Origin of the sequence: Kitasatospora sp. MY 5-36 (genome assembly GCF_001182915.1) — a bacterium.
In the GTDB taxonomy this organism is placed as follows: Bacteria; Actinomycetota; Actinomycetes; order Streptomycetales; family Streptomycetaceae; genus Kitasatospora.
In genome coordinates, this window is record NZ_LFVW01000410.1 from 1 (window position 1) to 10,488 (window position 10,488).

A 10,488-nucleotide genomic window follows, 5' to 3' on the forward strand; every position below is an offset into this window, starting at 1 on the left:
CCCGGCGGCCCCGGCACCGGCGGTGGGCAGCGTCGCCGAACTGGGGGAGCGCGCCGACCTGGCGGACGTGGTGGGCGACGAGGCGGTGGCCGAGAAGGCCGTGGCCGAGGCCCGGGCGGCGGAGTCGGCCGAGCGGCCGGAGCAGGGCGGGCCGACCGTGGTGGACCTGACGCCGGAGGACGAGACCGAGCTGATCCAGCTGCCGGAGCTGCGCGCCTCGCGCTGAGGCCCGCCGGGCCCCGGAAACGGAGAAACCGCGGCGCGGGGAGTCGGACGGACCGACTTCCCGCGCCGCGGCGTTGTCCGCGGGTGCGTCAGAGCTGGACGCCGAAGTCCTGGGCGATGCCGGCCAGGCCGGAGGCGTAGCCCTGGCCGACGGCGCGGAACTTCCACTCCCCGTTGTTGCGGTAGAGCTCGCCGAAGATCATCGCGGTCTCGGTGGCGGCGTCCTCGGAGAGGTCGTAGCGGGCGATCTCGGCGCCGCCGGCCGCGTTCACCACGCGGATGTAGGCGTTGCGGACCTGGCCGAAGTTCTGGCCGCGGGCGGTGCCGTCGTAGATGGTGACCGGGAAGGTGATCTTGGCGGCCTCGACCGGCAGGCCGGCCAGGTTGATGTTGATCGACTCGTCGTCGCCCGCGCCCTCGCCGGTGCGGTTGTCACCGGTGTGCACGACGGTGTTGTCCGGCGTGCTGGTGTTGTTGAAGAAGACGAAGTGGCCGTTGGACAGCACCTTGCCGTCCGCGTTCAGGACGATCGCGCTGGCGTCGAGGTCGAACTCGGCGCCGGTCGTGGTGCGGACGTCCCAACCCAGGCCGACGGTGACCGCGGACAGGCCGGGGGCCTCCTTGGTCAGCGAGACGTTGCCACCCTTGGAGAGGCTCACTGGCATGACGATTGCAGTCCCTTCGTTCGCTTCGTTCGCTATTTCCCGGGACAACGCAATACCGCGGTGGCTTGGTTCCGCAGGGGCCGTGAATTCTTCGTGGGCGCCCAACGGAGGGCAAAGACCGGGCAAAGGACGTGTCAGATGCGCCGGAACCGGCCCTGCAGCGTCCAGATGTTCGGGTTGTCGGCCAGGTCGGGGTGCATGTCGAAGAGGTCGGCCAGGGTGTCCTGGAGGAAGTCCCGGGCCTCGCGCCGCAGCTCGCCGTGGCGGACCACCACCGGCGGCTCGTCCGGCAGCCAGGTGGCGGTGACCTCGACCCAGTTGAAGCGGCGGGCGAAGCGCAGCAGCTCGGTGTTCTGGGTGAAGTCGAGGTCGGCGGTCTGCACCCGGGCGGCCCGGACGCCGTCCGGGTCGCGGTCCAGGAGTTCGGCGACGTCGCACAGCGCCCAGGCGAAGTCGAGCACGGGCACCCAGCCCCAGGCGGTGGACAGTTCCGAGCCCTCGCCGTCCAGGTAGACGTCGCCGCAGAACAGGTCGTACCGCAGGGCGTGCACGGACGCGGTGCGGTAGTCCGTCTGCGGGGGGTCGGGGAAGCGGTTGGAGAGGGAGTAGCCGAGCTCGATCACGTACGCCATTGTCGGGGCTCGGGGCGCCCGGGGGTAACCGGGTGCGGAAGCGGGGGGCGTACCGATATCCGGGTGACCGGACGGGCCGGGCGCGGGATGATGGGCGCATGTCCGAGCCCATCCGCGTACGGGGGTCGGTGGTCGTCCCCGACGCCGAGCTCGTCTGGCGCTTCTCGCGTTCCTCCGGCCCCGGCGGCCAGCACGTCAACACCTCCGACTCCAAGGCCGAGTTGCGCTTCGACCTGGCCTCGACCAGGGCGCTGCCCGAGGTGTGGCGCGAGCGGGCGCTGGAGCGGCTGGCCGGCCGGCTGGTGGACGGCCGGGTACTGGTGGTCCAGGCCTCGGAGTTCCGCTCGCAGTGGCGCAACCGGGAGGCGGCCGCGGCCCGACTGTCGGCGCTGCTGACCGAGGCGTGCGCGCCGCCGCCGAAGGCCCGGCGGGCGACCAGGCCGAGCCGGGGGATGGTCCAGCGGCGGCTGGAGAACAAGAAGCACCGCTCCGAGCTGAAGCGGGGCCGCCGGGCGCCGCGGGGCGGCGAGTAGCCGGCGCGGCCTCAGCCGAGGGTGCGGTAACCGCCGCGGAAGTAGAGCAGCGGGCGGCCGCCGGGGTCGGGCACCGTGGCCTCCAGGACGCGGCCGAGCAGCAGGGTGTGGTCGCCGGCGGGTATCCGCTGCTCGGTGCGGCACTCGACGGTGGCCAGCGCGCCGTCGACCAGCGGGGCGCCGGTGCGCGGGCCGCGGTGGTGCGGGGTGTCCGCGAACAGCAGCCGGTCGCTGAGCCGGCCCTTCATGGCGAACCGGGAGCCGAGCGTCTTCTGTCCCTCGGTCAGCACCGAGACCGCCCAGGTGTCCACCCGGGAGAGCACCTCGTCCATCCGGGAGTCCTCGCGGACCGAGATCAGCACCAGCGGCGGCTCCAGCGACACCGAGAGGAAGGACGTGGCGGTCATGCCGACGTCCTCGCCGTCCTCCGGGTCGTGGACGGTCACCAGGCTCACGCCGGCGGCGAGCTGGGAGAGGGCAGCCCGGAACTCGTCGGGCGTGGCGTGGGGGGCAGCTTCGGGCTGCGGCGACGGGTACACGTACCGCACGGTAGTCGTCACCCGGGAGGAACGGCATCGGGCCTTGGTCGTAGGACCGGCGGTCCGGCCGAAGGGTTACGCCCGGTGGCCGAACTCACCCTCAGGAGTGAAGCGACCGGACTGGCGGGTGCAGTCGGCTTCAGTCGGCGGCCAATGCGGTCGACCACCAGAAAAGTTCCGATGGCGCTGTATGTCCCACTACGGGACAGATGAACTGATTAAGGGCGCATTAGTCTCGTGTGATTTAAGTCACAAGTGATGGCCTATTGCTGACCGAGCGTGCCGAGCGCTGTGCTCCCTGTGATTCAGTTCTTCTGGCAATCGGACGATAACCAATCAAGAACTATCCGAAGCAGCCGGGGAGCCCCCGCATGGAAGCCGAGTCGGAGCCGTACGTCCGTCTCGCGACCCTCCGCACCTTGCACCGGGTCGTGGCGGACCTCAACGCTGCCCGCAGCCTCGCTGGCACGCTCCAGGCCGTGGTCGAGGGCGCGGTGCACGGGCTCGGCTTCGACGCCGCCGCGGTCAGCCTCGTCCGGCCCGACGGCGACCTCGTGGTGGCGGCCGTCTGGGAGCTGGAGGAGAGCCCGATGGGCGGCCCCTCCGTCCTGCTCGGCCAGGTCGGCTCCCGGGAGTCCTGGGACCGGCTGCTCGGCGTCAGCGACCACTGGGGCACCCTGCGCTTCCTGCCGTACGACCGCGGCTGGGCCGTCGCCAGCGACATCCCGCGCTGGATCGGGGACGGCCCGCTGCCGGTGTACGCCAACGACTGGCACCCCGCCGACGGGCTGCTCGCCCCGATGTACAGCGCCGGCGGCGACCTCCTCGGCGTCCTCTCGGTGGACCGCCCGCGCAGCGGCAAGCGGCCCGGCGCCTGGACCCGCGAGGCGCTGGAGATGTTCTCGCTGCAGGCCTCCATCGCGATCGGCAACGCCCGGCTGCGGGCCGAGATGCAGCGCGCGCTGGCCCGCCTGGAGAAGGAGCAGCAGGCGCTGCGGGCCAGCGAGGAGAGCTTCCGCCAGGCCTTCGAGTACGCGCCCAGCGGGATGGCGATCACCGAGCTGCACGGCGTCGGGCGCGGCCAGCTGACCAGGGTGAACGACGCGCTCTGCCGACTGCTCGGCCGACCCCGGGCGGTGCTGCGCCAGCAGAGCTTCGCCGACCTCGTGCACCCCGAGGACCGGGCGCTGTTGGAGCGCACCAGCGCCGAGAGCGGCCGCGCGGAGCTGCGGCTGTCCCGGCGGGACGGCGGCTACCAGTGGGTCTGCCTGCGCAACTCGATCGTCGCGGACGCGGCCGAGGGGCCGAGCTTCCTGCTCACCCACGTCGAGGACATCGAGGACCGCAAGCGGCACGAGTTCCAGCTCGCCCACCGGGCCAGCCACGACGCCCTGACCGGGCTGCCGAACGGCGCCGAGCTCAAGGCCCGGCTGGCCCGCCGGCTCTGCGCCCAGCCGCAGCCGGTCGGCGCCACCGGCGGGCAGGTCGAGGTGGCCTACCCGCAGCCGTACGGCTACCCGGCCGACTCCTACAGCGCGCACGCGGCGCACGACGGGCTGGAGGGCGCGGACCGGTACGCCGGGCCGGCGCACGGCTACGGCCTGCCCGAGGGGCTGCCGAGCGGGCTCGGCCCGGGCTTCGGGGAGCACGTGCACGCGGTGGTCCCGGCCGAGTACGGGCCGGGCGGCGAGGCCTGGTCGGCTCCGTTCCGCTCGGGCGCGGCGGCGGCGGTGGACAAGGGGCTCGCGGTGCTCTTCTGTGACCTGGACGGCTTCAAGTCGATCAACGACCGGTTCGGCCACAACGCGGGCGACGCGGTGCTGGTCGAGGTCGCCCGGCGGCTGAGCCAGGCCGTCCGGGACGGCGACACGGTGGCCCGGCTCGGCGGCGACGAGTTCGTGGTGCTGGCGGACGGGATCGGCCGCGAGGAGGCCAAGGACCTCGCCCACCGGCTGCGGGGCGCGATCATCCCGCCGATGCGGATCGACGGACGGGCGATGCGGGTGGGGGTGAGCCTCGGCGTCGGCTGGGCCGGCTGCGGGATGAGCATCGAGGAGGTGCTGCAGACCGCGGACGAGCGGATGTACGACGAGAAGCGGGCCCGGGGCGGGGCGGTGCGCGGGGCGCGCGGCGAGCGCTCGCACCGGCGCGCGGGCTGAGCCGGCGGACGGCCCCCGCGGGCCCGGGCCGGCCCTGGTCGGTCCCGGTTACCCGTGAGTTGTCAAGGGTTCTTTTCCCGCCGTCACATACGGCAGGTAGGGTTCCCGGTACGACAGCGTCCATGATCTGCGCCGCCCGCAGCAGGCGGCGCACCGGATGGGGGAGCAGACCACCGTGACGACCGCCGGCAGCAACGGAGTGCCCGAGGGCCAGGGGGGCGGTGCCCCGCAGGACGACGACCCGTTCGGCTACCTCTACCGCCCGGCCGACGGTTCCACCGGGCAGCCGGCCGAGCCGCAGCAGGGGGTCCCGCGCACGCCGTACAGCCGCCCGATGGAGGTCGGGCGCGCCCAGTACGGCTACCCGCCGCGGGCACAACAGCAGCAACAGCAGCAGCCGTACGGCCAGCAGGGCATGCCGCCGCAGTACCCGGGCGGCCAGCCGCAGGCCCCGTACGGCCAGCCCGGCCCGCCGCAGCAGCCCGAGTACGGTGCGGCGCCCACCCAGCAGACCCGCTACGCCGAGCACTCCCGGCCGCAGCCGGGGGAGGAGCCGCGCAGCAGCGGCCGGAGCAAGGGCGCGGTGATCGGCGCGGTGGCCGTGGTCGCGGCGATAGCGATCGGGGCGGGCATAGCCCTCTCCACCGGGGACCCGGACGACAACAAGACCGGCAAGGGCGGCACCGCCACCACCGCCCCGCCGGCCCCCACCACCCCGGGGCCGACCGCCACGACCGCCAGCGGCTCCCCCTCGGCGAGCGCCACCCCGGTCTCCGGACCGACGACCGTGGACGCGGGCCAGCTCCAGGGGCAGAACGCGCCCTCCGGCAACACCGTCAAGGGCGCCAAGTCGGCCGACGGCAGCTACCTGACGCTCCAGCCGGGCGGCTCGGTGACCTGGACCGGCGAGATCGCCACCGCCGGGTCGTACAAGCTGACGGTGCACTACAACTACTCGGGCGCGGAGTTCAAGGGCTCGGCCGCGGTGAACGGCAAGGACTGGCCGAGCGGGGTGACGTACAGGATCTACGGGCCGCAGCCCAAGGACCAGACCTCCGCCTGGTACAGCACCTGGATACTGCCGCAGTTCCAGGCCGGGCCGAACACGGTGACCCTCACGGTGCCCTCCGGCGCGGTCCTGGTCGACCAGATCACCATCGAGCCGGGCGGCTGAGCCCGCCCCTCCTCCGGACACACCACGGCCGCCCGTCCCCGCGTGGGGGAGGGCGGCCGTCGGCGTCGCTCAGGCGGGCTCGACGGTGGAGAACCTCTCGCCGCCGACGATCCACCGGCCGCGGCGCATCACCGCGACCAGGTCGTAGCCCTCCGAGTCGACCACGACGAGGTCGGCGAGCTTGCCGGTCTCCAGCGAGCCGATCGAGTCGCCCAGGCCGAGCAGCCGGGCCGGGGTGGCGGACAGCGACTCGACGGCCTGGTTCAGGCTCAGCCCGTTGACGGTGACCGAGCGCTTGAACGCCACGTCCAGGGTGAGGGTCGAGCCGGCGATCGCACCGCCCTCGACCAGCCGGGCCACGCCGTCCTTGACCTGGACCTGGAGCGGGCCGAGCGGGTAGAGGCCGTCGCCCATGCCGGCCGCGCCCATCGCGTCGGTGATCAGGGCGACCCGGTTCGCGCCGGCGGTGCCGTAGGCGAGGTCCAGGACGGAGGGGTGCAGGTGCACGCCGTCGTTGATCAGCTCGACGGTGACCCGCTCGTCCTCCAGCAGCGCCACGATCGGGCCGGGGGCGCGGTGGGCGATGCCGGGCATGGCGTTGAACAGGTGGGTGGCGACGGTGGCGCCGGCCTCGATCGCCTCCAGGGTGGTGGCGTAGTCGGAGTCGGTGTGGCCGACGGCGGCGATCACCCCGAGGTCGGCGAGCATCCGCACCGAGTCCAGGCCGCCGGGCAGTTCGGGGGCCAGGGTGACCATCCGGGCGTGGCCGCGGGCGGCGTCGACCAGCTTGCGCACCAGCGCCGGGTCGGGGTCGCGCAGCAGGTCGGGCCGGTGGGCGCCGCAGCGGTTGTGCGAGATGAACGGGCCCTCGAAGTGGATGCCGGCCAGGACGCCGTCCTCGACGAGTTCGGAGAGGACGTGCGCCTGGCGGGCGACCTCGTCGATCTCGCCGGTGACGGTGGAGGCCACCGTGGTGGTGGTGCCGTGCTCCAGGTGGGTGCGGGCGGCCAGCAGCGCCTCCTCGGCGATGCCGGAGGCGTACGAGGCACCGCCGCCGCCGTGGACGTGCAGGTCGACGAAGCCGGGGACGACGGTGTACCCGGTCAGGTCGAGGTCGCCGGGCTCGGAGTCGCCGCCGAGGCCGGCGATGCGCTCGCCCTCGACGGCGAGGCGGTCGCCCTCGACGACGCCGCCGGGCAGGACCAGCCGGGCACCGGCCAGGGCAGTACGGTCACGGTCCGCGGTGGTCACGCGGTCACCTCCATGGAGAGCAGATCCCAGGCGAGCAGGCCCGCGCCCAGGGACGCGGCGGTGTCTTTGAGCATGGCGGGTACGACCTTCGGGGGCATCTGGAAGGTCAGTCGCCCGGTGACCGCCGCGCGCAGCGGAGTGAAGAGCGTGTCGCCGGCCTCGGCCAGCCCGCCGCCGACGATCACGGTGGACGGGTCGAGCAGGCTCTGGGCCAGCACGATGCCGTCCGCCAGGGCGTCGACGGCGCGCTGCCAGACCGCGAGGGCGCGGTCGTCCCCGGCGTCCACCGCGGCGGCGCAGGATGCCGCGTCGGCGTCGGGGTCGCCGCTGGTCTCGGCCCAGGCGCGGGAGACGGCGGAGGCCGAGGCCAGCGTCTCCAGGCAGCCGCGGGCGCCGCAGCCGCACTGCGGTCCGCCCGGGCGGACCACGACGTGGCCGATCTCGCCGCCGTAGCCGTGCGCGCCGGCCTCGATCCGGCCGTCGATGCCGATGGCGCCGGCGATGCCGGTGCCGAGGGCGATGAACAGGAAGCGGTCGACGCCGCGGCCGGCTCCGAGCCGGCCCTCGGCCAGGCCGCCGGAGCGCACGTCGTGGCCGAGGGCCACCGGCATCGCGCCGCCGTCCGGTCCGGCCAGGCGCTCGCCGAGGAGCTTGCGCAGCGGGAGCTCGCGCCAGCCGAGGTTGGCGGAGAAGACCGCGATGCCGTTCTTCTCGTCGATCGTGCCCGGGACGGCGACACCGGCCGCGAGCGGGGCGACACCGAAACGGCTGCGGCCCTCGTCCGCCAGGTCGGTGGCGAAGTCGAGGATGGCGGCGACGACGGCGTCCGTGCCGTGCTCCCGCCCGGTCGGTCGGCGTGCCTCGAACAGCACGGAGCCGTCCTGGGCGAGCAGCGCGGCCTTCATGCCGGTGCCGCCTACATCGAGTGCGATGACGTGCTTCACGGAGGACAGTTTCCCTTGGGCGGGTAGAAGAGGTCTAGTCCAGTTGTCGGATTGGTCTGGTCCATACTGGGTGAGCTTTGTCGCAGCTGCGGGGGTGTGCGCGGCTTTGCGCCGGGGTGCGGGGCGGGCGCGGACCGGGGTGAGTGGGGGTTTTGTTGCGCATTGTGCAATGACGCCGAGCACTTCGATAACTACTGGGGCGGCGCCGGGCGGTGGTGTGGACCGGTGGACGACGGGTTTGGGAGTGTTGCGCGTCCCCCTGCCGGATTCCCCCGTTCCGGCTGCGTTCACCCCCCGTTCCATCCCCCCGAAGGCGGTACCCGCGTTGAACAGGCGCGTCCACGTTCCCACCCGTGTGCTCGGCGGTGCGCTGGCCGGAGCACTGGTCCTCACCGCGGTCAGTGCCTGCGGCGGGCAGGACGACGGGCCGGTCACCCTCAGACTGGTCGCCGCTGACTACGGGGAGAGCCCCGAGACCAGCTCCCAGCACTACTGGGACGCGGTCGCCAGGGACTTCGAGGCGGCCAACCCCGGGATCAGGGTCAGCGTCGAGGTGGACAGCTGGACCGAGATCGGCAAGAAGGTCGAGGACATGATCGCGGCCGGCAAGTCGCCGGACCTGCTCCAGACCGGCGGCTTCGCGGACCAGGTCGCGGCGGACCGGCTGTACCCGGCCTCCGACGTGCTCTCGGTGGACACCCAGGCCAGGTTCCTGGACACCTTCGCGCACGCCGGGCAGGTGGTCGGGACGCAGTACGGGATCCCGTTCGTCTCCTCGTCGCGGGTGCTCTTCTACAACAAGGCGGTCTTCCGGCAGGCCGGCATCACCCAGCCGCCGGCCACCTGGAACGAGCTGCGGCAGGACGCCGAGAAGATCAAGGCCAAGGTGCCGGGGGTGACCCCGTACGGGCTGCCGCTGGGGCCGGAGGAGGCACCGGCCGAGTCGATGCTGTGGACGCTGAGCGGCGGCGGCAGCATCTCCGACGACGTCGGCAACTACACCATCGACAGCGCCCAGAACCAGGCCACCTTCGGCTGGCTGAAGAGCAACCTGGTGGCCACCGGGCTGCGTACCCGGACCCGGGCAAGATGAACCGCACCCCGGTGTTCCAGGACTTCGCCGCGGGGAAGGTCGCGATGCTGAACGGGCACCCGACCCTGCTGCGGATGGCGACCGCCGGGAAGATCGAGTTCGGCACGGCGCCGATCCCGAAGAAGGACGGCGTCGGACGGACCGGGAGCCTCGGGGTCGCGGACTGGATGATGGCGCTGAAGGCGAACGGGCACAAGAACGAGATCAAGAAGTTCCTGGCGTTCGTCTACGGCAAGGACAACCAGCTGAAGTTCGACGAGCAGTACAACCTCCTGCCGGTCACCCAGGACGCGTTCGCCCAGATGTCGTCCGACCCCAAGCACGAGGACCTCAAGCAGTTCGCGGTCGGGCTCAGCAACGCGAGCTTCTACCCGTTCGGGGACCCGGCCTGGGGCGAGGTCAGCAACCGGATCAAGGCCGGGATCGGGCAAGCCGTGACGGGGGACCCGAAGCAGGTGCTCGAAGGACTGCAGGACGCGGCGGTGAAGGAAGCGGTGAAGGTCCGCAAGTAGCAGGTCGTCGGGGCCGGGGCGTGGTTCGCCCCGGCCCCGACGGGGCTCAGGGCAGCGTGATGGCGTAGGCCTTGCGGAGGGTCTCGTGGACCGTCCAGGTGGTGCGGTCGCCCTCGCGCAGCACCGCGCAGTCGCCGGGGCCGACCTCCAGGGTCGGGCCGCCCTCGACCTCGATCGTGGCCCGGCCGCTGAGCACCACGAACATCTCGTCCGCCTCGACGTCCGTGACCACGCCGGGGGTGATCTGCCAGAGACCGCGCAGGTGACGGCCGTCGGCGGACTCGGAGAGCACCCTGCCGGTGACCTCGGGGGTGCCCGAGACGATCTGGGACGGGTCGAGCGGGTCGGGGTCGAGGTCGGCGGTCGGGATGTGCAGGGCGAAGCTCGGCGTGGTCATGGGGGTGACGGTAGCCGGGCGCGGGGAGCGGTGGGGCGAGCAGTGTGTGTCCGGGTCGCGCGCGAGAATGACACTCCGTAGCGGTGGACGGAGGTGTCGGCGGTGGGCGAGCTGAGCGAGCGGGACCGGGCGGTGCTGGCGCTGGAGGGGCGGCAGTGGCGGACGGCGGGGGCCAAGGAGCGGGCGATCCGGGAGGAGCTGGGGCTCTCCCCGACGCGGTACTACCAGGTGCTGAACGCGCTGCTGGACCGGGAGGAGGCGCTGGCGCACGCGCCGGTGCTGGTGAACCGGCTGCGGCGGGTGCGGGAGGCTCGGCGGGGGGCCCGTTGACGGGTGGGGGGTTCGGGCTCTCGGGAGGGTGGGG

General features: G+C 73.0%; 12 protein-coding genes and 1 pseudogene. 7 read left to right on the top strand and 6 right to left on the bottom strand.

Annotated elements, in window-relative coordinates:
• Window positions 1–226, top strand: a pseudogene (locus tag AE652_RS24630) (hypothetical protein); the annotation flags it as partial.
• 88 nt (window positions 227–314) lie between these two features.
• Here the strand turns inward: AE652_RS24630 and AE652_RS24635 are convergent.
• On the bottom strand, window positions 315–890 hold the full coding sequence (locus tag AE652_RS24635) for a TerD family protein (RefSeq protein ID WP_049655167.1): 576 nt from the start codon (window positions 888–890) through the stop codon (window positions 315–317).
• Window positions 891–1,024: 134 nt separating this feature from the next.
• Window positions 1,025–1,522, bottom strand: coding sequence for a hypothetical protein (locus tag AE652_RS24640; RefSeq protein ID WP_369808326.1), 498 nt, complete (start codon window positions 1,520–1,522; stop codon window positions 1,025–1,027).
• Between the two features lie 98 nt (window positions 1,523–1,620).
• On the opposite strand from AE652_RS24640, the gene arfB reads away from it, so the two are divergent.
• A complete protein-coding gene (gene arfB / locus AE652_RS24645) occupies window positions 1,621–2,055 on the top strand; it encodes an alternative ribosome rescue aminoacyl-tRNA hydrolase ArfB (RefSeq protein ID WP_049655169.1) in 435 nt (144 codons plus the stop codon).
• 11 nt (window positions 2,056–2,066) lie between these two features.
• On the opposite strand, the gene AE652_RS24650 is transcribed toward arfB, so the two are convergent.
• Entirely contained in the window at window positions 2,067–2,603 is a 537-nt protein-coding gene (locus AE652_RS24650; protein ID WP_369808329.1) for a flavin reductase family protein, read from the bottom strand.
• A gap of 362 nt (window positions 2,604–2,965) precedes the next feature.
• On the opposite strand from AE652_RS24650, the gene AE652_RS24655 reads away from it, so the two are divergent.
• Together AE652_RS24655 and AE652_RS24660 are read left to right on the top strand one after the other, a co-directional pair.
• On the top strand, window positions 2,966–4,753 hold the full coding sequence (locus AE652_RS24655; RefSeq protein ID WP_049655177.1) for a diguanylate cyclase: 1,788 nt from the start codon (window positions 2,966–2,968) through the stop codon (window positions 4,751–4,753).
• Between the two features lie 157 nt (window positions 4,754–4,910).
• Window positions 4,911–5,927, top strand: coding sequence for a hypothetical protein (locus AE652_RS24660; protein WP_049655180.1), 1,017 nt, complete (start codon window positions 4,911–4,913; stop codon window positions 5,925–5,927).
• A gap of 69 nt (window positions 5,928–5,996) precedes the next feature.
• Here AE652_RS24660 and nagA read toward each other — a convergent pair whose 3' ends face one another.
• Together nagA and AE652_RS24670 are read right to left on the bottom strand one after the other, a co-directional pair.
• A complete protein-coding gene (gene nagA / locus AE652_RS24665) occupies window positions 5,997–7,178 on the bottom strand; it encodes an N-acetylglucosamine-6-phosphate deacetylase (protein WP_049655183.1) in 1,182 nt (393 codons plus the stop codon).
• Window positions 7,175–8,122: an ROK family protein gene (locus tag AE652_RS24670; protein ID WP_049655186.1), complete on the bottom strand. Its 948-nt coding sequence runs from the start codon at window positions 8,120–8,122 to the stop codon at window positions 7,175–7,177. The genes nagA and AE652_RS24670 overlap by 4 nt, the downstream gene beginning before the upstream one ends.
• A gap of 325 nt (window positions 8,123–8,447) precedes the next feature.
• On the opposite strand from AE652_RS24670, the gene AE652_RS49525 reads away from it, so the two are divergent.
• Both AE652_RS49525 and AE652_RS49530 read left to right on the top strand, forming a co-directional pair.
• A complete protein-coding gene (locus tag AE652_RS49525; protein ID WP_369808327.1) occupies window positions 8,448–9,215 on the top strand; it encodes an extracellular solute-binding protein in 768 nt (255 codons plus the stop codon).
• On the top strand, window positions 9,212–9,727 hold the full coding sequence (locus AE652_RS49530) for an extracellular solute-binding protein (protein ID WP_369808328.1): 516 nt from the start codon (window positions 9,212–9,214) through the stop codon (window positions 9,725–9,727). The genes AE652_RS49525 and AE652_RS49530 overlap by 4 nt, the downstream gene beginning before the upstream one ends.
• A 46-nt stretch (window positions 9,728–9,773) precedes the next feature.
• On the opposite strand, the gene AE652_RS24680 is transcribed toward AE652_RS49530, so the two are convergent.
• Window positions 9,774–10,124, bottom strand: coding sequence for a cupin domain-containing protein (locus tag AE652_RS24680; protein WP_049655188.1), 351 nt, complete (start codon window positions 10,122–10,124; stop codon window positions 9,774–9,776).
• A 102-nt stretch (window positions 10,125–10,226) separates the two neighbouring features.
• Here AE652_RS24680 and AE652_RS24685 point away from each other — a divergent pair, with 102 nt between their 5' ends.
• Window positions 10,227–10,454 (top strand): DUF3263 domain-containing protein, encoded by a 228-nt coding sequence (locus tag AE652_RS24685; protein ID WP_079272731.1) that lies wholly within the window; start codon window positions 10,227–10,229, stop codon window positions 10,452–10,454.
• Window positions 10,455–10,488 lie beyond the last annotated feature (34 nt).

Coding starts and splice junctions, on each gene's coding strand:
- AE652_RS24635 (WP_049655167.1), bottom strand. CDS start 890: ATGCCAGTGAGCCTCTCCAAGGGTGGCAACGTCTCGCTGACCAAGGAG.
- AE652_RS24640 (WP_369808326.1), bottom strand. CDS start 1,522: ATGGCGTACGTGATCGAGCTCGGCTACTCCCTCTCCAACCGCTTCCCC.
- arfB (WP_049655169.1), top strand. CDS start 1,621: ATGTCCGAGCCCATCCGCGTACGGGGGTCGGTGGTCGTCCCCGACGCC.
- AE652_RS24655 (WP_049655177.1), top strand. CDS start 2,966: ATGGAAGCCGAGTCGGAGCCGTACGTCCGTCTCGCGACCCTCCGCACC.
- AE652_RS24660 (WP_049655180.1), top strand. CDS start 4,911: ATGGGGGAGCAGACCACCGTGACGACCGCCGGCAGCAACGGAGTGCCC.
- AE652_RS49530 (WP_369808328.1), top strand. CDS start 9,212: ATGAACCGCACCCCGGTGTTCCAGGACTTCGCCGCGGGGAAGGTCGCG.
- AE652_RS24680 (WP_049655188.1), bottom strand. CDS start 10,124: ATGACCACGCCGAGCTTCGCCCTGCACATCCCGACCGCCGACCTCGAC.